Consider the following 19,422-nt stretch of genomic DNA (forward strand, 5'->3'; position numbering starts at 1 on the left):
TTAAACCGCAAGTGCGAGGAGCGCTACCGTTTGCGGCCCGCGTACATGGCGGCTTTTGCGCCCTCGACCTCTTCTTCGGTGAGCGCGGGCTGGGGCAGCGGCAGACGCGCGATACGGTCGCCGCGCACGCCATTGAGGACGAGCGGCACATACCGCTTCCAGACCTCGGTATTGACCGGGCGCGCGAAACCGGCGACCGCGTCGACCATATTGACCATGGCGAAGAAATCGCCCGCCTCGATATCCGGCTGCAGTGCCCCCGCTTCCTGGGCGCGATTGATGACGGCCTGGAAGCCGGGCCGGATGGTGTCCTTCATGCACGCGAAACGTTCCATGCTGTCGTGCATTTCGAGCATGACCTCGCTGAAGCCGCGATTGGCCGCCATATGCATGCACGCGTGCTCGAACAACTGCACCAGACCGTCCCACGGGTCCGGGGCGGCGAGCGCCGCATCGATGGCCTCGCCGAGTTCGGTGACCATCTGGTCGAAGACCTCGGAGATGAGTTCCTGCTTGTTCGCGAAGCGCCGATAGACGGTGCCCACGCCGACGCCGGCGCGTTCGGCCACATCGTCGAGGGTCACCTCGAGGCCGCGATCGGCGAATAGCTCGCGCGCGGCAGCAATGATGCGCTGCTGATTGCGGGCGGCATCGGCGCGCAAACGCCGAGGTGGGGGCGCGGTAGTGACGTGATTCACAGCCCAATCCTAACAGGAGCCGGGATTAACCGGAGGCTATATCTCCGTTTAGCTGGTACCTTCGAACGGTAAGCGGAGACCGGTTCTCCGTTAAGTATAGGGGACGAGGAAACCAATGACGACAGCTCTGGAGAAAGATGTGGCCGCTCCGGCCGCGGCCGGGCGGCGTGGCTCCCACGCCCTCCGCTGGTGGGTGCTGGCCGTACTCGGCGTGGCACAGCTCATGGTCGTGCTGGACGCGACCGTCGTGAATATCGCGCTGCCCGAGGCGCAGCTGGATCTCGGGTTCTCCAATGCCGATCGACAGTGGGTCATCACCGGATACGCCCTCGCCTTCGGCAGCCTGCTGTTGCTCGGCGGACGGCTCTCCGATCTGTTCGGTCGCCGCAATACCTTCATTGCCGGTCTGGTCGGCTTCGCGGTCGCCTCGGCGGTCGGCGGTGCGGCCGCCAACTTCGAGGTGCTGGTCGGCGCACGCGTGGCGCAGGGCGTGTTCGGCGCGCTGCTGGCCCCGGCCGCGCTGTCGCTGCTGACCGTGACCTTCACCGAACCGACCGAGCGGGCCAAGGCCTTCGGCATCTTCGGCGCCATCGCGGGCGCGGGCGGTGCGCTGGGTCTGCTGCTCGGCGGTGCGCTCACCGAATGGGCCTCGTGGCGCTGGGGCATGTACGTGAACCTGGTCTTCGCCGCCGTGGCGTTGGTCGGCGCGGTCATGCTGCTGGCCAAGCATGTGGCCACCGAACGGCCGAAGCTCGATATCCCGGGCACGATCACGGTGACGGCCGCGCTGTTCGCCATCGTGTACGGCTTCTCGCACGCCGAATCCGACGGCTGGACCAACTCGGTGACCCTGGCCTTCCTGATCGGCGGCACGGCGTTGCTGGCGGCGTTCGTGACCAGCCAGCAGGTCGGCGGTTCCATCGGCACCGCGCTGCTGAGCACCCTGGCCGCCACCGCGTTCAACGACTATGTGGGCCAGCATGTCCCGCCGTCGCCCGCGGTGCTGGCGGAGGCCGCGGTGGAGAGCTACACCACCACCTTCTGGTGGGCGGCCGCGATCTTCGTGGTGGGTGCGGTGATCACCGGATTCATCATGCCGGACAAGGCCCCGGTGCCCGCCGAGGGCGAACCGGTGCTCGCGCACTGAGGTCTGGATGAAACGAGGCGGGCTCACTCACGAATGTGAGTGAGCCCGCCTCGTTTTCAGTAGTTACTAGCAGTTGGACGGTGCGGCCAGCCCCGCGAAGCGATCGGCCAGGTAGCCGATGGCATTGGCCGCTCCGGGGAAGATGGCGGTGCCGTGATCCGCGCCCGGAATGATCTCGAAGAGCACCGGGGTTCCGGAGGCGCAGTAGCGGCCGGTGGTGGCGAGGGCGAGATCCAGGGGAACCTGGTCATTGCTGCCGTGCCACTGGTAGAGGGGCGCGCGCGGGACGCCCGGATAGATCTCCAGCGCGTTCTCGTGGAAGATCCGGTAGAGCGTCGGATCGGTTTCCCGGCCCGGGTAGAAGACCTCGCTCAGGGTCTTGTTGGCCCCGGCCGAGATGATGTCGTCCACACAGGAATTGGCGATCCGGTCGCGCAGCGCGAAGCCCGCCGGAGTGAGCGACTCATCCATGAGCAGTGCGCCCGGATACTCCCGTTCCATGCCGACGCCGAGCGCGAAGCCGAGCCCGAACAGCGGATGCGGGGCATTGCCGTTGGCGATGGCGATCTTGCCCGGATTGACCGGCACACCGCCTTGCGCCACACCGACAATGGGGAGCTCGGGCGCGTAATCGGGGGCCAGCACCGCGGCGAAACCGGTGGACATCGCGCCGCCGGAGTATCCGGCCAGGCCGACCGGCGAATCACCCAGTCCCGTCGGCGGGAAGCGCTTGGCGGCGCGAATGCCGTCGAGGGTGATCTGGCCGCCTAGTCGAGCCGCACCGTAGGCGCTGGTCGGGCCCAGGTGGTCGGGTACGGCAATGGCCCAGCCGCGCGCCAGCAGCAGGTTCAGCGCGCCGGATTCCTTGAGTCCGCCGTCGAACAGGGCGTGCGACGGAGCGCATTGCATCCCCAGGGAATTCACGAACGGCTGATACGAGACCAGCGGCCGCGGCCCGCCGCCGCCGGGGACGATCAGGGTGGTGACGCCCATGATCGGGCCGTCGTGGGAGTTATTGGAGCGAAAGCCCAGCTGCCACACTGTCGCACCGGCGAATCCGTGCGCGGGCACGATGCGGGAGCGGACGATGTCGCCGGGTGCGAAGTCACCGATATTCGGTGGGGCGTAATAGAACCCGTCCGGATCTCCGATCGGGTAGATGGCGCCGTGGGCGGGTGGTGCGCCCGCCATCGCGGCCAGCAGTATCGCCGCGGTACTCAGGCTCTGGACCAGCATCCTTCTGATTCCTTGCCGGACCGCCAACTTGGCTCCTCGAGGCCGATGGGACAACTCTGGGCAAGCGGCACTATCCTCGCAGTTCCCGGGTGCTCTAGATCCTCAGCAACACGCCGAAAAGCAACTATTTAGCAAACTGTCGAGGAGGTGATGGCGGCGAAGACCGGAAGCATCGACGGACGGGTGCTCACCGCCATCGCCCTGGGCGGCGGCCTCGGCGCGGTACTGCGCTACTGGGTGAGCCTGGGCGTGCCCGAGGCGGCCGGGATACCCTGGCAGACCTTGGCGGTCAACGCGATCGGCTGTCTGGCCATCGGCGTCCTCATGGTCGGCATCACCGAGTTCTGGTCGGTGCACCGGCTAGTGCGGCCCTTTCTCGGCATCGGTGTGCTGGGCGGCTTCACCACGTTCTCCACGTATGCCGTCGAAGTTCGTAGACTGCTCGAATCGGGCCGAACGGTTTCCGCGTTCGGCTACCTCGGGGGCACGGTGGTGGTTTCGCTGGGAGCGGTGGTGCTCGGAATGGGCGCCACCCGGTGGGCAGTACGCACGGCACGACGATTGGGGGCAGGCGATGAATGAGGCGTATTCGCACCGGATACCTGCCTCCGGAGACGAGGTGCGGCGATGACGGCGGTGCTGGTGATCGTCGGCGGGATGCTCGGGGCGCCGACCCGTTATCTGGTGGATCGCGCGGTGGCCCGTCGATTCGATAGTGTCTTTCCACTGGGCACACTGGTGGTGAACGTGACCGGTTCTGCCCTGCTCGGCCTGTTGATCGGTGCGGGAGCAAACCATTGGCTGCTTGCGACCGCCGGAACCGGCTTCTGCGGGGCGCTGACCACGTTCAGTACGTTCGGATACGAGACGGTTCGATTGGCCGAGGAGGGCGCTTACAGCTATGCGGTGGCGAACATCGTGATCGGCGTTGCGGCAAGTCTGGCCGCGGCCTATCTCGGTGCCTCGTTCGGGCAGGGGGTGTGGCCGTGATCCTGATGACCAGCCGGGCACAGGCGATACGGAAGGGAGGCGCGAGCATGGCGCACGATCGAGCCGGGCGACCGGCACGCGCCACGGACCACGAGGACATCGCGCACCTTGTCACGGCCTACTACAGCCGGATTCCGGATCCGGCCGATCCCGCGCAGCTGGTGTCCTTCGGCACCTCCGGGCATCGCGGGTCGAGTCTGGACTGCGCGTTCAACGAATCGCACATTCTCGCCATTACGCAGGCGATCGTGGAATATCGCGCCACGCGCGGCATTACCGGGCCGGTGTACCTGGCGCGGGATACGCACGCGCTGTCCGAGCCCGCGTGGACGACGGCCCTGGAAGTGCTCGCCGCCAATGACGTCACCGCGATCATCGACTCGCGCGACAGGTACACGCCCACACCGGCTTTGAGCCATGCGGTGCTACGGCACAATCGCGGCGGCACCCGGCATCAGGCCGACGGCATCGTGGTCACGCCCTCGCACAATCCGCCGCGCGACGGCGGCTTCAAATACAACCCGCCGCACGGCGGCCCGGCCGACACGGTGGCCACCGACGCGATTGCCGCGCGCGCCAACGAGCTGCTGCGCGGCGGGCTGGCCGAAGTGCGGCGCACCAGCCTCGCGCATGCGCTCGCCACCAAGGTGGAGCGCTACGACTATCTGGACAAATACATCGGCGACCTACCCAATGTGCTGAATCTGGATGCCATTCGCGGCGCCGGGATTCGGCTCGGCGCGGACCCCATGGGCGGGGCGAGCGTGGACTACTGGGAGGAGATCGGGCAGCGCTACGACCTCGAGCTCGAGGTGGTGAACCCGTTCGTCGATCCCACCTGGCGCTTCATGACCCTCGACAGTGACGGGCGGATCCGGATGGATCCGAGCTCGCGCTACGCCATGGCCTCGCTGGTCGCCATTCGCGACGACTACGACATCTCCACCGGCAACGACGCGGACGCGGACCGGCACGGCATCGTGACTCCCGATGCGGGGCTGATGAATCCGAACCACTATCTGGCGGTGGCCATCGAATACCTGATCGCCAATCGGATGGGCTGGGACGCGCTCACCAAGATCGGTAAGACGGTGGTGACCTCGTCCATGATCGATCGCGTGGTCGGGGTGCTCGGGCGCGACGTGTACGAGGTGCCGGTCGGGTTCAAATGGTTCGTGCCCGGATTGTTCAGCGGCAGCCTGGCTTTCGGCGGTGAGGAATCGGCCGGGGCGTCGTTCCTGCGCATGGACGGCACCGTGTGGACCACCGACAAGGACGGCATTCTGCTCGCCCTGCTGGCCGCGGAGATCACCGCCGTCACCGGGCAGAGCCCGTCCACCCGCTATGCCGAACTGGAGAAGCGGTACGGCTCGCCCGCCTACAACCGGGTCGACGCCACCGCCACCGCGGAACAGAAAGCCCGGCTCGCGGCGTTGACGCCGGACATGATTACCGCGACCGAGATCGCCGGGGAACCCATTACCGGCATTCAGACCCGCGCCCGGGGCAATGGCGCCGCGCTCGGCGGTGTGAAGGTGACCACCGAGAACGCCTGGTTCGCCGCCCGCCCCTCCGGGACCGAGGACAAGTACAAGATCTACGCGGAATCGTTCCAAGGCCCCGAGCACCTGACCCAGGTGCAGGCGGCCGCGGAGGAAATGGTGGGACGGGCTCTGTCGGGTGAGTAGATCGAAGGCTCTACCGGTCGAGATCTGGGTGCTCGTCGGCTCGGCGTTCACCATCGCCATCGGATTTGGTCTCGTCGCGCCCGCCCTCCCACAGTTCGCCCGCAGTTTCGGCGTCGGCGTGGCGGCCGCCTCGTTCATCGTCAGCGCCTTCGCTCTCATGCGGCTGCTGTTCGCGCCCATGAGCGGGCGGTTGATGCAGAAGCTGGGGGAGCGCCCGGTCTACCTGACCGGTCTGATCATCGTCGCGGTGTCCACCGGCGCCTGCGCGTTCGCCCAAACCTATTGGCAGCTGCTGGTGCTGCGGTCGCTGGGCGGTATCGGCTCCACCATGTTCACGGTGTCCTCGCTGGCCCTGGTCATCCGCATGTCCCCGCCCGTGGAACGCGGACGCGTCTCCGGGGTGTACTCGACCAGCTTCCTCATCGGTTCCATCGGCGGCCCGCTGGTCGGCGGTGCGCTGGCCGGTTTCGGCCTGCGCGCGCCATTCCTCATCTACTGTGTGGCGCTGCTCATCGCCAGCCTGATCGTGTATGTGGCACTGAAGGATTCCCCGCTGGCGGTCCCCGAGTCCGCCAACGGCGCACCCCTCATGACCTTCCGCGACGGCCTGGCGCGCCCCGCCTACCGCGCGGCCCTGTGGGCCAACTTCGGCAATGGCGCGGCCGTCTTAGGTGTGCGCATGGCCCTGGTCCCCCTGGTCGTGGTCGAGGTCCTGAACCAGGACGCCAGGGTCGCGGGCATAGCCCTGACCGTCTTCGCCATCGGCAATGCCGCCGTCCTGTTCCTCTCCGGCCGCCTCTCGGATCGCCTGGGCCGCAAACCCTTCCTCATCTCCGGCACCTTGATCTGCGCCTTCGGCACCGCGGGCCTGGGCCTGGCTCCCAACCTGGCCTGGTTCCTGGTCGCCTCCGCCATCGCGGGTATCGGCTCCGGCATGTTCTCGCCCACCCTGCAAGCCTCCGTCGCCGATATCGTCGGCCCCCGCGCCCGCGGCGGTCCGGTCCTGGCCGGGTACCAGATGTCCGCCGACCTGGGCACCTTCCTCGGCCCGTACCTGATCGGCCTGCTGGCCGACAACGTCTCCTACGGCCTGGCCCTCGGCGTCACCGGCATCATCCTGGCCTCCGCCTCGGCCGTCTGGCTCTTCGTCCCGGAAACCCTGCCCCGCAAGGAACCCGTGGCGGTGGCATCGACTTAGCCCCCGGCAGGTGTGCCCTCGACCGGTTCGGGCAGAGTGGCGGTGTGAGCAACCCGACGTCGAAGCACACCCCGCAGCCGGTCTCCAGCAAAACCACCTATGCCCTCGGCGCCCTGGCCGTCGTGGTGGTGGCGGTGATCGTGTTCGCGCTCTTCCAGTGGAATCGTGGCGGCAGCACCGAAACTCGCAACGACGGGTACGGGCCCGCGCACGACCCCGCCCTGAGCGTCGCCATGGACTCCGATGGGGGAATCGTGCTGGGCAAGCCCGGTATCGCCAAAACCATTGATGTCTACGAGGATCCGCTGTGCCCGGCCTGCGGGCAGATGGAGCGCATCTACGGGCAGGAGATCGCGCAGAACCTGGACGAGGGGAAGTTCGCGGTTCGCTACCGCATGGTCAACTTCCTGGATCCGCGGTCGGGGAGCAAGGATTACTCCACGCGCGCCATCGCCGCGTTCGAATGCGTGGCCCAAACCGGCAGCGGCCCCGCCTTCGCCAAGTTCCACGACCGGCTGTTCACCGCCGAACAGCCCGAGGAGGGCGGTTCCGACCTGGACAACCAGCGGTTGGCGGCCATCGCGAAGGAATCCGGCGCGTCCGACGACGCGGTCACCTGCATCACCAAGGCCGACGGCATCGACACCGCCGGTAACCACGCCGAAGCGGCCATGAAGTCCCTGACCACCGTCCTGGGCGACCGCGCCGCCACCCCGACCGTGCTCCTCGACGGCAAGAAACTGGACGTCAACGACGACCAGTGGGTGGTCGACGCCGCCAAGTAGACCCGGAGAGGTTTGCTGAAAAGCCTGCCGGAGCAAACGAAAAGCGCGAGGATTGACCACGTTGTGGGAAATGGGGTGGGGTGCGGCCCGGAAGGACGACACCGGGCCGCACCCCTGGCAGGGAGTCGCGTGGGGCGCGGCTCCTTGGTCCAATCAGAAACCGCGGGTGGGGAATCCGTCATGACGAAGGGGTGCGGCCCGGTTCGAGGGTGTGGAACGGGCCGCACCCCGGTGGGAAACCGTGTGCAGGGCAAGGCTTTCCACGATGTGGGGGTGGGGAGGTCGCGCGGGGCGTGACCCGGGCGGGTCAGCGGTTGGCGGCGCGGGATTCGGGGATTTCGTTTTCCGGGGTGCAGCGCGCCAGCTGGGGGTGCAGCAAGACGTGGTCCTCCAGTGGGTAGGCGATATTGCCGGTGAAGCGGCGGGGCGGCGCCACGGGTTCGGTCGGTTCCGAGAGCGACCGGAAGGGGTGCGAGGGCTTGGGTGCGTCGATATCGGTGTGGGGGAAGAGGTATCGCGCGCCTTCGCGGATGGTTTCGTGGGGTTCGCCGGTGGGGTCGATCCAGCGCATGCGGTCGGAGTCGGCCAGGTAGACACGCCAGGGTTGTTTGCCGCTGTCGGCCAGGACCTTCAGGCGGTAGTGGTGGGAGCAGAGCACGGCGCGGGTGGCGAGCGACGGGTGCGTGCGGGCGGCGGCCGGGAGCGGATCGAAATGGGTGACAACGGTTTCCGCTGCGGGCATGGTGCAGCCCGGGAACCGGCAGAGGCCGTCGATGGCGCGGATCTCGCGTGGCGGGGCGGCGGCGAACGGACGCACATTGTCTGGAGCTGGAGCTGGAGCTGGAGCTGGAGCTGGAGCTGGAGCTGGAGCTGGAGCTGGAGCTGGAGTGGTGTCGTGTGCTGTCGTGAGGTCGCGATCGGGCGCGTGTGCCGCGAGAGCTGTTTCCTCATCCGCGGGCGCGGGTGTGTTCGCGTCGGCCGGGAAGTACTCCGGGATCACCTGGAAGCGGGCATGTTCGGCGAGCTTGCGGGCGAGGGCGGCGTCGATCGGGCCGTATCCGGCGAGGAAGGCCGGATCATCGCGCAGCCCCAGCAGGGTTTCGGCCGGAACGCCCACCTGAATGAGCGGACGCCGCGGTGTGCCCGGGGTCTCCGATTTCGGGCAGTACTTCGCGCGCCCGCACCCGCAGCGCAGCCGCCCCGACCCGTCGGCCAGCGCGACCAGGGCGTCGGCGCGCCGCTGCTGCATAGTGCGCGGATCGTCCTCGCACACTTGCAGACTCATCTCGCGCAACCGCATGGCCACGGTCTGCGCCCCCGCCGCGGGCAACTGCCCGTCGAAGACTGCCATCCCGTCCTGCACCGCGCGAATCCGAACATCCCGATCGTCCTCGCGCTCCTCGCGCCGCCGCTGTTCACCCTCCGGGTCCAGCCGCGTCACCCAGCGCCGCGCCGTCTGCCGCAGCCGCGCCGGATCCGACCGCGTAGCCGTCTCGATGAGCTTCGGTTCGAGCGTCTCCCGCAGTTCCTTCGACAGCCCCCGCATGCTCTTGGCAATAACCTGCACCCGAGGCAGATCGATCCGCCCCGACGCGAACGCCAGCCGAGTCTGCGGTAGCGAATCCAACGCCAGCCCGATATCGATCATCGCCGTCGCCACCGCCTCCGACACATGCGCCCCCACCGCGATCTCCGCCGCCGCGAACTCCCCCGCCCGCACCCCGTTCGCCCCCGGCTCCACATTCCCCGCGCGGTGTCTCCGATACACCTCCCGCACCGCTGTGATTTCCGCCGCCTGCGCGAACGCCGCTGCTCCGTGTGCCCGCCGCAGCGCGTCGATCAGCTCCTCGTCAGCCATCGCCTCCACCTCTCGGCTATCGAACATGTGTTCGACCATACTCCGAGAAGATCGCCTCCGCCAGCACAAATCCACCCCATTTCCAGGCGATTTGGTTTGTTCGACAGCAGTCGTGTAACTTCGTTCAAGCAAGCGGGGCACGCCCCGCGAACGAAAACTGAACACGGGGCTATGGCGCAGCTGGTAGCGCACCACACTGGCAGTGTGGGGGTCAGGGGTTCGAGTCCCCTTAGCTCCACAACACGCGAACCGCCCGTGACCTCCGAGGTCGCGGGCGGTTTGTTGTAGTTACGAGATGTTAGCCGGAGTGGCTCCATACCGCTCGGTACTGCGGGAGAATGGCCGGGTAAGACATTCGTTCCCGGAATCGAGTTGTCATGTCCGACAGCACACAAACTCTCACGGAAAACGGTCAGATCTCCGCTGGGGATGCGGAATTCGCAATGCAGGCAGAGGCTTTCGGCAATCGGATGCTGGGTGTGGTCAATGATGGCTTTCTGTGCCTCATGGTCAGCATCGGCCATCGGACCGGCCTGTTCGACATCATGATCGCCTTGCCGCCGTCCACCAGCTCGGAGATTGCCGCCGCCGCGCACTTGGACGAGCGCTATGTGCGTGAATGGTTGTCCGCCCTCACCGTCGGGCGGGTGGTGGATACGACGCCGGAAAGTCGACCTTCGCCTTGCCCGCCACGCATGCCGCGACCCTCACGCGGGCCGCCGGGCCGGAGAATTTCGCGTCGTTCGCGCAGTACATCGCGCTGGCGGTGAGTGTCGAAACCGATATCGTCGACTGTTTCGGGGCCGGTGGCGGGGTCCCGTACTCGAAGTTCGGCCGATTCCAGCAATTGCAGGCGGAGGAGAGCGCCGCGATCCACGATGTCGCGCTGATCGCGAGCACCATCACCGTGGTCCCCGGCCTACCCGAGCGGCTCCGCCGCGGCATCGATGTCGCGGATATCGGATGCGGGAGCGGCCACGCCCTCAATCTGCTCGGTCGCGAGTTCCCCGCCAGTCGGTTCATCGGCTTCGACTTCTCTGCGGAAGGCATCGCGGCCGCCCGGGCGGAAGCCGTCTCGATGGGGCTGACCAATACCCGGTTCGAGGTCCGCGACGTCACCGATCTCGGCCTGTCCGACAGCTTCGACCTCATCACCGCCTTCGACGCGATCCACGACCAAGCCCATCCCGCACAGGTTCTCCGTGGGATAGCCGAGGCCCTGCGGGAGGACGGCACCTTCCTGATGGTCGACATCCAGGCCTCCAGCGAGCTGGCGGAGAACATGGAGCATCCACTCGGACCGTGCCTGTACGCCGTCTCCACAATGCATTGCATGACAGTGTCTTTGGCGCTCGACGGCGACGGGCTCGGGACCATGTGGGGCGAACAGCTCGCCACCCGAATGCTCCACGAAGCCGGATTCCCCACCGTCGGTATCGAGCACGTCGACGCGGACATCCTCAACAGCTACTACGTCGCGACGAAGATGCCCGGATCGCCGTCGTAATACGGGCGTGCCATCCGAGAGCTGTTCGTCGCAGAACGGTTCCGCTGTCGGCAATCCGGCAGCGGAACCCGGTGAAACCGTGAGCTGCTACTTCACGCTGTTCTTGATGGCGGCGTCCTGCTTCGCGGCAATCGCGACCGCGACTTCGGCGGGGACGGGTTCGCCGGTCTTACTGTTGAATTCAATGATCGAGAAGGCTCCTCGCTCGGCGAACACCACGACGGTGGTTCCATTCAGGTCATTCAGGATGCCGCCGTCGACACCGATATCGATAGGCGTAAAAGCCGCACCCGCCTTCTGCGCTATATCATTCTTCGCCGCCGTAACGGCCGCGGCAGCGGTCGTGGCGTCCTCGCACACGATGATCGAGGTGGTGATCTTCTCGGTTCCGGCACCGTTGCCGTAGATGCCGGTGATGCCGTTCTGCTCCGCCTTGGTGGTCTTCAACGTCCAGTCGGAGTCGATATCGCTGGGCTTGATGAGAAGGTTCGCGTAATCGCTCGCGGCAGGTGACGAAGCGACAGTGGTCGACGCGACCGAGGTCCCGGTAGACGATGCCTCCTGGTCCGCACTACAACCGACGATTCCCACGGACAGCACCACTGCGGCACCGAGCACCACAGCCTTGGATTTCTTCATCGGCAGATGATGGCAGAAGCGCAAATCCGTCGCAAATTCTTGGATACCCGAATCGACTGCTATATCCGAAATGCTCGGTCGAATTCGAGGATTGGCGGCGGATTAGGGCATCTTCCCGATACTGCGTGGGGGTGAATGCGGCATAGAGTCGGGGGTTCGGGTGGTTGCTGGAGGGAAAGTGCCCCGCAGGTGTCCCACGCGGTACCTGACGTTCATGAATGTTCTAGATCAGGACCGCTGGGGGGCGGGGGGTGGAATACTGGGGTTTCTTATCGACCGTCCAGGAGGCATGGATGGGGGGCGACTGGCTGCTCGGGGTGGCGTTCGGTGGGGCGGGGACGGCTGCGGCGGGGTTGGATCTGGGTTCGCGGCGAGTGATGGCGATCGGATTGTCCGGTGTGGGTGAGGTTTTGCCGGAGCCGGATGATGTGGTGGGAGTGCTTCGGGTGGCGTTGGCGGCTGCGCGGGGCGACTGGGGTGGGGTGGAGCCGGTCGGGTTGGTGCTGGCTTGTCCGAAGGAGTGGGTCGGCGTGCACGCCGGGATGCTCGTGGCGGCGGCGGGGATGGTGGGGTATTCGGCGAATCTGGTACGGCTGGTACCGATTTCGTCCGCTGGTGCGCACGATACTGCCGGTCCAAGGGGTGGATCGGTTTCGGCGGCGGTGCGCATTGCACTGCTGGGGGCAACCGGACGGGCTGCTTATCGGCTTCCGGCGCAATCGGATTCGCGGCGGGCTCGATCGGCGAGGGTGTCGCGGCGGGCGCGGCGAGTACCCTGGTTCTGGGTGCCTGCCGCCGCACTGGCTGTTGTAATCGGCGGTGGGACAACGACAGCCGTCGTTGTGGCAACCCGTGGCGACAATGCGGCGAGCGCCGCGATGATGGCCGCCGCGCCGCAAACCACGGCGCCGCGGCCGACCATCAACTTCAGTCCCGCGGCGGGGGGCGCGCCGCCCGCGCAGCCCGGAATCACGAAACCGGATCTGCCGTCGGCGGCCCCGCTCCTACCGGAAGCCATTGAGCCGCCGACTGTTACGGAGCAGCCTCCCCCGGCGGTCACGGTGCAGCCCGCCCCGACCACAGCGAGGCCCGTGCAGCCCGAGCCCGAGCCCGAGCCCGAGCCGACAAATCCCGCGCCGCCCGAGCAGCCCGCACCACCGACGGATATGCGCGAGGCCACCGTTCGCGGGTTCTGTCGCGGAATCCTCAATCAGATGAACAACTTTCCGGGCGGGCTGGCGGCCATGCGGGCCTCGGTGCCGCCGCCGCTGTTCGCCTCGCCCGCCGATTGGTCGGAGGCATTCGACCGGGCGGCCAGCGGATCGTGCGGCTGACCGTCGGGTGCTACCACCAGACGACTACGACCTCCCAATGTTGCAGGGTGCCGGGTGTGTCGCAGTGGGCCCAGGATTGCTGGCCGTCCCACACGACGGGGCCGGGGCGTTCGTAGGTGGCCCAGCTGCTGCCGAACCAGCCCCACCAGTGGCGGCACTCGATCTTCACCTGGTGCCAGGTCGGAGAGTAGCAGGTCGAGAATGCCGCGCTGTTGTTGACCGGGTAGGCCGCGCAGTTCGTGTACCAGGGCTGTGCCTGGGCGGGGGCGGCGCCCAGTGCGGCGCCTGCGCCGAGTAGCGCGGCCGCGGCCGTGCTCACCAGCATTTTCTTGCCGAGTGACGTCATCACAACCTCCCACCGGCGTGAGGCTCGAACGCCCCCGACCCGGACAGCCCACGCGCTGTTCGAAATTCGGTGGCGCGCGGCGCGCGGCGGCGGGCCACCCTTACGTGACTTAAGTCACAGGGCGGGGGCTCCTCGTTGCAGTCATCGGCCTCCGCATTCCGGCTCGGGATCGGGCAGGTGGGACGCGCCGACGAGGAGGACCCGGTCGATCAGGTCGGGGGCTATGCCCAGGTAGCCCTCGGGGCGGAGCAGGTCGTCGATGTCGGCGGCGGTGAAGTGGTCGCGGACCAGGGCGTTCTCGGAGAGGACGGCAGCCAGGGGGGAATCGGTTTCCTCGGCTTCGAAGGCGGCGGATTGGAGGACCTTCTTGGCCGTGGTGCGGCCCAGGAGGGGAGTGAGCCGGATGGTGAGGCGCTCCGAGGCGAGTTGCCCGTGACTGGCGGCGAGGACCGCGGCCATGCGGTCGGCGTCGGCGTGCAGCCCGGCGGACAGTTCGGCGGCGGTGTGGGCGCTGCCGCCCACCGGCAGGAGGCAGTCGCGCAGCGGCTGCCATTCGGAATGCCAGGCGCCGGGTGAGCGCTCGTCCTCGGCCAGCATGGCGGTGAACAGCACCGATGACAGGGCGGGTACCTGGAGGTCCGCGGTGCGGATCATGTTGGCCAGCACCGGATTTCGCTTCTGCGGCATGGCGTAGGATTCGCCCCGGCCCGCCGCGGCCGGTTCGCAGACCTCCATGACCTCGGTGCGGGATTGCGAGATCACGTCCACCGCGAACTTGCCGAGCGCTCCCGAGGTGGTGGCCAGGGCGGCGGCCAGACCGGCGAGCGGGGTGCGCACGCTGTGCCAGGGCGCGGCACTGGGCGTGAGGGACAGTTCCGCGGCGAACTCGTCGGTGAGCCGGGCGTAGATCTCCGAGGGCGGCGCATCGGCGAGTGCACCGCCGCTGCGGCGCGCGCATTCGACATAGGACGCGAATGTGCCCGCGGCGCCGCCGAGTTGGACGGGCAGGCCGTGTGTGCGCACCCGGCGCAATCGGTCGGCGGCGTCGAGCAGGCCCTGGAGCCAGCTGGCCACGCGCGCGCCGAAGGTGGTCGGCACCGCGTGCATGCCCAGGGTGCGGGCGGCCATGAGGGTGTCCCGGTGCCGGTCGCCCAGCTGTGCCAGCGAGTCCACGGTCGCTTCCAGATCCGTGATGATCGCCGACAGGGCGCGACCGGCGATGAGCATGCTCGCCGTATCGAAGATGTCCTGGCTGGTCGATCCCCAGTGCACGTAATCCGCGCTGGCGGGATCGACCTCGGCCACCACCGCCTGCAACTGCTGGACGAAGGCCACGACGGGGTTCGCCGCGCCGCGCGCCGCCACCGCGATGGCCTCGGCGTCGAGGCGCCGAGTGCCCAGCGCGCCGCCACCGCCTCCCAGGAGATGATGCCCAGCCGCGCCTGTGCCCGGGCCAGTGCGAGTTCCACCTCGACCATGGCCTCGAGCCAGGCGTCATCGGAGACCAGGGCCGTCATCGGCACCCCGGCGCGGACCGGGGCGAGCAATCCCCTATCCATAGACATCCGCATGGTCCTTTCGCTGAAGTTCGTCCGCGTTCCGATGCGCGGCGAGGATGGAGCGGGCAATGCTGTCGCTGTCGGACAGCGTCACCGAGTTCACGCCCGGACGCGGTCCGGCGGCGGTGACCCAGTGCACGGCCTCGGTGGGCACGCCGACCGCGAAGCGGCGCGGGTGCGGGCGTCCGGTCCCGTCGAGCACGGCGTGCGAATCTCGCGCCACCTCGAGACCGCCGGTGCGGTAGTGACTGCCGTCCGGGTTCGTCAAGGATAACTCGCGGATCTCCTTGTCCTGCAACAGATTGCGCATCAGCGTGTCGCCGGTGTCGACGAGATCCGGCTCGGGCAGGCGGGCGTCGATGAGGACGCCCGCGGTGACCGTCGAACCGTCGACCATGGGTGAATCGGCCACGAAACACCCGGCCGCGGTATCGAGCCGGACGCGCATGCCCGGCCCGACGATCCGCACCACGCCCGCCCTGATCAGCGCCGACAGCTCGGCTATCCGCGTGGCGGGCGGGCCGATGGACAGGAAGGCGTTCAACGGCGTGTACCAGCCGTCGAGGTCGTCCCGGTAGGACCGGCCGGTTATGCCGCCGTGGTCGACGATCAACCGGACCTCGTTGAGCAGATCCCGCAGCACGTCCAGGGCGGTCTTGACCTGACCGTGCACATTGCCGAGCCGCGCATTGCGCACATCGGCGTCGAGATAGCCGAGCAGCCATTCGTGGAACTTGCCGACACCGCCGAAACGCCGTCCCCCGGTGGGGTCGCCGAGTACGGCCCAGTCCCAGCGCTGCCCCGGCTCGATCCCGAACTCGGTCAGCACCCCGGCGGCCGCGCCCTCGGTCGGGGCGGCCAGATAGCGGGCCCGGAAGCCGCGCAGTTCCCGCGGGCTGGTCCGGTCGGCGATCAGTACGGCGTAGTAGACCGCCTCGACCTCCCGGGCCACCAGCGGCCAGACGTCGCGCCGGAACGAGAGATCGCCGAAATGCTGGTCACGCCAGCGCAGTTCGGCGATCCGCGCGGGATCGAGCAGGGTGGGAACGTGCCTTTCCTCGACGGCCTTCTGATTCTCGCCGCGCGCGTGGTGGGGCACCCCGCGCCGACTACCGGCCACGATCAGCGGTTCGCGCCCGGAGGGGAGGTATTTCAGCATCCCCTCCGTATCGGTCTCCTGGAAAACCCCGCCCTGGCCGACCGTGAGCAGTGCGGCGTAGTCGAAGAAGGTGAGGCCGAGCCCGCGCACAATGGCCGTGGACCCCTCGGGCACCCGATCGACATCGACATCAGCGGCATTGACCGGCGCGATATGGATCAGCCGCGACCCGGGCCGCCCCGCCCCGTCGGGCTCGCCGACCGGCTGCCGCGGCGACACATGGCCCTGGGCGAGCACCACGGCGTGCAGCCCGCCGATGCGCTCACCCGTGCTCAGCGTGAGCTCCTGCAAACCCGCCGGATCGTCGCGGAGATCGGTTGCCGTGGCGGTGATCTCGTGGGTGCGCAGCCATGGGGCGTACCGGTCGCGCAGGTGCTCGTAGGCCCAGCGCAGGTAGTGGCCGTAGAAGGCGCGCGTCGGATACGTATTGGGCGCAGTCCGGCACGCCTCCGCGTACATGTCCTCGGGCAGATCGGCGAAATTGCCTATCTTCGCAAGGAAACTCGCCCATTCGTACAGGCTGGGGCCCGGCACCACGGGCCCTTCCATGGCCACGCTGTCGTCGGTGAATATGGTGACCTGTGCGGCAACGGTATTCATGAGCAGATGCCGGGATTGGCCGGTGCGCCAGACCGATCCGGTGCCGACCCGGGTCGAGTCGACGAGATAGATCTCCGCCTCGGCGCAGTCGCCGTCCCCCAGCAGATTCGCGCAGACGCGTTCGAAGAAGCTCAGCCCGCGCGGCCCCACGCCGACCACCGCGATGCGCAACGGCTCGTACCTAGACACGGGCGGCAACCGTTTCGACTCGGACTTCCGCGACGGGTTCGGCGGCCTCGCCGCGCGAGTTGACCGTGCGCAGTGCGGTCAGCGCCCCGAGGGCCGCGATGATTCCCGCGACCAGCAGCGCGCGCTGGAATCCGGACGTCATGGCATCCAGCGGCGGATGACCCTGTGCCAGCTGATCATTGGTGCGCGAGACGGACAGCGCCGTCAGCACGGCCACGCCCAGCGCCACGCCGATCTGCTGGGCGGTACTGAGCAGCGCCGCCGCCAGCCCGGCTTTGTCCGCCGGGACACCGGCATTGGCGGCGGTGGTATTGGCCACGAACACCGCCGCCGACCCGGCCGCCGTAATGATCAGCCCCGGGAGCAGATCGGCCAGGTAGGAACCATCGGTCGGGATGCGGGAGAGCAGCAGGATGCCGATGCCGGTGACGGCCGCGCCGACAATGGTCACCGGCCGGGTTCCGACGCGGGGCACGATCTTCGACGCGACGGCGGAGACCACGATGATGGTCGCGCTGAACGGGAGATAGGCACTGCCCGCCTTGATCTCGCCGTAGCCGAGCACCGACTGGGCGTACAGGGTGACGAAGAAGAACAGCGACATCATGCCCGCGGCCACCAGCGCCTGGGTGATATCGGCGGCGGCGAGCCCGCGAATGCGGAAGATCGACAGCGGCACGAGGGGATTCGAGATGCGGTGCTCATTGAGCACGAATCCGGCCAGCAGCGCCACGGCCACACCGAGTTCGAGGATGGTGCGGCCGCTGGTCCAGCCCTGATCCGGCGCCTCCACCAGCCCGTAGACCAGCAGCATGAGTCCGCCCGTGGCCAGTACGGTGCCGAGAATGTCGAAGCCGCCGCGGATGTCGTTGCGCCGGTCGCTGGGAATCAGCGCCGGGATGGCGGCGAGGATCAGCACGCAGACCGGCAGGTTGACATAGAAGACCCAGCGCCAGCCGAGCCCCTGGGTAATGATGCCGTCCAGCAGCAATCCGGAGGCCGCGCCCAGTCCGCCGACGGCGGCCCACACGCCCAGTGCGGTACTGCGGTCGGACCCCTGCCGGAAACTGGTGGTCAGAATGGACAGGGCCGCGGGCAGCATGAGCGCGGCCCCGATGCCCTGCGTGAAGCGGGCGGCGATGAGCAGTTCGCTATTGTCCGCCAGAACCGCTGTGGCGGAGGCGATTCCGATGATCGCGGTACCGGTCATGAGAATGCGCCGCCGCCCCAGCAGATCCGACAGCCGCCCGCCCAGCAGCATGAGGCCGCCGTAGGTCAGCAGATAGGCGGTGGTGACCCATTGCAGGGTCGAGACCGACAACCCCATCTCGTGCTGGATCGCGGGCAGCGCGAGATTGACGATCGAACTGTCGACGAAGTCGAGAAACACTGCCGTGCACAGCAAGACGAGCGTGAACTTGCCGCACCGGGTCGCCAGGAACGACGGGATCTCCGTGGATGTACTCATTGCGTCGTCTCTCTTTCACCAATCGAGGAGCGTGAGCCCCACCGCCATGCCGCCCCCGAATCCCGCCAGCAGGACCTTGTCCCCGGGGCGGATGGTGCCCGTGCGGGCGGCGTGGTCGAGGGTTATGGGAATCGATGCGGCGCCGGTGTTCCCGTAGCGGGCGACGGTCGTGTGCACGGTGGCGTTCGGCAGTCCGAGCTCCGCCTCGAGCAGCGCCAGCATGACGCTGTTGGCCTGATGCGGGATCAGGTGCGCGACCTCGTCGGGCGAGACGTCGGAGTCGTGCAGGAACTGTTTGACCAGCACCGGCAGCCTGCCCGAGACGAATTCGCGGACACCGCGGCCGTCCATGGCGAAGTAATGCGTGCCCAGGCCGTGGGGTAGGGTTGGCGGCTGCCGCCCGCCGGGACCCGGATGAGCGAGGACAGTTCACCGAAGGTGTGCAGGGCCGAGCGTTCGATGCCGCCGCTCTCGGCCGGGCCGACCACGACGGCTCCGGCCCCGTCGCCGAAGAGGATGGCGGTGCGGTGGTCGGCCGGATCGAGGATGCGCGAGTAGACGTCCGCGCCGACCACCAGCCCGTACCCGCCGCCCGCTCGGGCAATGGCCGCGTCCACGGTGGACAGCGCGAAGACGAAGCCGGAGCACGCCGCGTTCAGGTCGAAGGCCGAGGCGTCGTCGGCCGACAGATTGTGCTGTAGGAAGGCGGCCGTGGGCGGTTGGGGATGATCGGGCGTCGAGGTGGCCACCACGATGGCGGTCAGCTCGTGCGCGCCGATGCCCGCCGATTCCAGCGCGGCCCGCGCGGCGTGCGTGGCCAGATCGGAGGTGGCCTGATCCGGACGCGCCCAGCGGCGTTCCCGGATCTCGGTCTTGCGAATGATCCATTCGCTGTCGACACCGGCGCGTGACCCCACTTCATCGTTGGATACCATGCGGTCCGGAAGATAGGACCCGGTGCCGATCACCGCTATGCGTGTCATGTGTCATCCCTCCTCTCGTGAATTCCGTCCAGGGCCCC

The 19,422-nt window shown here is 67.9% G+C and carries 17 protein-coding genes, 1 tRNA gene and 1 pseudogene; 9 read left to right on the forward strand and 10 right to left on the reverse strand.

Annotated features, from left to right (window positions below; all coding sequences use genetic code 11):
• Positions 1-23: 23 nt before the first annotated feature.
• On the reverse strand, positions 24-698 hold the full coding sequence (locus NC4_RS10110) for a TetR/AcrR family transcriptional regulator (protein ID WP_067535380.1): 675 nt from the start codon (positions 696-698) through the stop codon (positions 24-26).
• A 115-nt stretch (positions 699-813) separates the two neighbouring features.
• Between NC4_RS10110 and NC4_RS10115 the strand changes: the two genes are divergently transcribed.
• Entirely contained in the window at positions 814-1,845 is a 1,032-nt protein-coding gene (locus tag NC4_RS10115) for an MFS transporter (RefSeq protein ID WP_067535382.1), read from the forward strand.
• 66 nt (positions 1,846-1,911) lie between these two features.
• On the opposite strand, the gene NC4_RS10120 is transcribed toward NC4_RS10115, so the two are convergent.
• A complete protein-coding gene (locus tag NC4_RS10120; RefSeq protein ID WP_084528761.1) occupies positions 1,912-3,081 on the reverse strand; it encodes a lipase family protein in 1,170 nt (389 codons plus the stop codon).
• A gap of 150 nt (positions 3,082-3,231) precedes the next feature.
• Between NC4_RS10120 and crcB (NC4_RS10125) the strand changes: the two genes are divergently transcribed.
• From crcB (NC4_RS10125) to NC4_RS10145, 5 genes are read left to right on the forward strand one after another with little or no spacing between them, the layout of a single operon-like run.
• Positions 3,232-3,663 (forward strand): fluoride efflux transporter CrcB, encoded by a 432-nt coding sequence (crcB, locus tag NC4_RS10125; protein ID WP_067535385.1) that lies wholly within the window; start codon positions 3,232-3,234, stop codon positions 3,661-3,663.
• A gap of 45 nt (positions 3,664-3,708) precedes the next feature.
• The gene (gene crcB / locus NC4_RS10130) at positions 3,709-4,071 is read left to right on the forward strand and encodes a fluoride efflux transporter CrcB (protein WP_067535387.1); all 363 of its coding nucleotides are present in this window, start codon (positions 3,709-3,711) and stop codon (positions 4,069-4,071) included.
• Between the two features lie 47 nt (positions 4,072-4,118).
• Positions 4,119-5,759 carry a phosphoglucomutase (alpha-D-glucose-1,6-bisphosphate-dependent) gene (pgm, locus tag NC4_RS10135; protein WP_067536122.1) on the forward strand — a complete coding sequence of 547 codons (1,641 nt, stop codon included), beginning with the start codon at positions 4,119-4,121 and terminating at the stop codon, positions 5,757-5,759.
• Positions 5,752-6,957, forward strand: a complete 1,206-nt coding sequence (locus tag NC4_RS10140) for an MFS transporter (RefSeq protein WP_067535389.1) — start codon at positions 5,752-5,754, stop codon at positions 6,955-6,957. The genes pgm and NC4_RS10140 overlap by 8 nt, the downstream gene beginning before the upstream one ends.
• Before the next feature lie 44 nt (positions 6,958-7,001).
• Positions 7,002-7,742, forward strand: a complete 741-nt coding sequence (locus tag NC4_RS10145; RefSeq protein WP_067535391.1) for a DsbA family protein — start codon at positions 7,002-7,004, stop codon at positions 7,740-7,742.
• Between the two features lie 307 nt (positions 7,743-8,049).
• Here NC4_RS10145 and NC4_RS10150 read toward each other — a convergent pair whose 3' ends face one another.
• On the reverse strand, positions 8,050-9,600 hold the full coding sequence (locus NC4_RS10150; protein ID WP_169814761.1) for a DUF222 domain-containing protein: 1,551 nt from the start codon (positions 9,598-9,600) through the stop codon (positions 8,050-8,052).
• Positions 9,601-9,765: 165 nt separating this feature from the next.
• Between NC4_RS10150 and NC4_RS10155 the strand changes: the two genes are divergently transcribed.
• Together NC4_RS10155 and NC4_RS10160 are read left to right on the forward strand one after the other, a co-directional pair.
• Positions 9,766-9,838, forward strand: a tRNA-Ala gene (locus tag NC4_RS10155).
• 205 nt (positions 9,839-10,043) lie between these two features.
• Positions 10,044-11,107, forward strand: a pseudogene (locus tag NC4_RS10160) (class I SAM-dependent methyltransferase).
• A gap of 87 nt (positions 11,108-11,194) precedes the next feature.
• Here the strand turns inward: NC4_RS10160 and NC4_RS10165 are convergent.
• A complete protein-coding gene (locus NC4_RS10165; RefSeq protein ID WP_157554458.1) occupies positions 11,195-11,746 on the reverse strand; it encodes a hypothetical protein in 552 nt (183 codons plus the stop codon).
• 842 nt (positions 11,747-12,588) lie between these two features.
• On the opposite strand from NC4_RS10165, the gene NC4_RS41500 reads away from it, so the two are divergent.
• Positions 12,589-13,080 carry a hypothetical protein gene (locus NC4_RS41500; protein ID WP_067535400.1) on the forward strand — a complete coding sequence of 164 codons (492 nt, stop codon included), beginning with the start codon at positions 12,589-12,591 and terminating at the stop codon, positions 13,078-13,080.
• Positions 13,081-13,090: 10 nt separating this feature from the next.
• Here the strand turns inward: NC4_RS41500 and NC4_RS10175 are convergent, their stop codons facing one another.
• The 6 genes from NC4_RS10175 to NC4_RS10195 all read right to left on the reverse strand — a co-directional run bounded on the left by NC4_RS10175 (position 13,091) and on the right by NC4_RS10195 (position 19,384).
• Positions 13,091-13,426 (reverse strand): hypothetical protein, encoded by a 336-nt coding sequence (locus NC4_RS10175; RefSeq protein ID WP_067535403.1) that lies wholly within the window; start codon positions 13,424-13,426, stop codon positions 13,091-13,093.
• Positions 13,427-13,567: 141 nt separating this feature from the next.
• Complete coding sequence (locus NC4_RS10180; RefSeq protein WP_218020970.1) at positions 13,568-14,791, reverse strand: lyase family protein; 1,224 nt, start codon at positions 14,789-14,791, stop codon at positions 13,568-13,570.
• Positions 14,792-14,977: 186 nt separating this feature from the next.
• Positions 14,978-16,933: an FAD/NAD(P)-binding protein gene (locus NC4_RS10185; protein WP_067535406.1), complete on the reverse strand. Its 1,956-nt coding sequence runs from the start codon at positions 16,931-16,933 to the stop codon at positions 14,978-14,980.
• Positions 16,926-18,401 carry an MFS transporter gene (locus NC4_RS10190; protein ID WP_067535408.1) on the reverse strand — a complete coding sequence of 492 codons (1,476 nt, stop codon included), beginning with the start codon at positions 18,399-18,401 and terminating at the stop codon, positions 16,926-16,928. The genes NC4_RS10185 and NC4_RS10190 overlap by 8 nt, the downstream gene beginning before the upstream one ends.
• A 15-nt stretch (positions 18,402-18,416) precedes the next feature.
• The gene (locus NC4_RS42390) at positions 18,417-18,707 is read right to left on the reverse strand and encodes a 3-oxoacyl-[acyl-carrier-protein] synthase III C-terminal domain-containing protein (RefSeq protein ID WP_245721589.1); all 291 of its coding nucleotides are present in this window, start codon (positions 18,705-18,707) and stop codon (positions 18,417-18,419) included.
• On the reverse strand, positions 18,647-19,384 hold the full coding sequence (locus NC4_RS10195) for a ketoacyl-ACP synthase III (RefSeq protein ID WP_245721590.1): 738 nt from the start codon (positions 19,382-19,384) through the stop codon (positions 18,647-18,649). Before NC4_RS10195 ends, NC4_RS42390 begins: the two co-directional genes overlap by 61 nt.
• Between the last annotated feature and the right edge of the window lie 38 nt (positions 19,385-19,422).

This window comes from Nocardia crassostreae (assembly GCF_001613405.1).
Classification (GTDB): Bacteria; Actinomycetota; Actinomycetes; order Mycobacteriales; family Mycobacteriaceae; genus Nocardia; species Nocardia crassostreae.

Bases quoted from the DNA above. Each gene is read 5' to 3' on its own strand.
- NC4_RS10115 (WP_067535382.1), top strand. From the start codon at position 814: ATGACGACAGCTCTGGAGAAAGATGTGGCCGCTCCGGCCGCGGCCGGG.
- NC4_RS10120 (WP_084528761.1), bottom strand. From the start codon at position 3,081: ATGCTGGTCCAGAGCCTGAGTACCGCGGCGATACTGCTGGCCGCGATG.
- crcB (WP_067535385.1), top strand. From the start codon at position 3,232: ATGGCGGCGAAGACCGGAAGCATCGACGGACGGGTGCTCACCGCCATC.
- crcB (WP_067535387.1), top strand. From the start codon at position 3,709: ATGACGGCGGTGCTGGTGATCGTCGGCGGGATGCTCGGGGCGCCGACC.
- pgm (WP_067536122.1), top strand. From the start codon at position 4,119: ATGGCGCACGATCGAGCCGGGCGACCGGCACGCGCCACGGACCACGAG.
- NC4_RS10150 (WP_169814761.1), bottom strand. From the start codon at position 9,600: ATGGCTGACGAGGAGCTGATCGACGCGCTGCGGCGGGCACACGGAGCA.
- NC4_RS10165 (WP_157554458.1), bottom strand. From the start codon at position 11,746: ATGAAGAAATCCAAGGCTGTGGTGCTCGGTGCCGCAGTGGTGCTGTCC.
- NC4_RS10175 (WP_067535403.1), bottom strand. From the start codon at position 13,426: ATGACGTCACTCGGCAAGAAAATGCTGGTGAGCACGGCCGCGGCCGCG.
- NC4_RS10190 (WP_067535408.1), bottom strand. From the start codon at position 18,401: ATGAGTACATCCACGGAGATCCCGTCGTTCCTGGCGACCCGGTGCGGC.
- NC4_RS10195 (WP_245721590.1), bottom strand. From the start codon at position 19,384: ATGACACGCATAGCGGTGATCGGCACCGGGTCCTATCTTCCGGACCGC.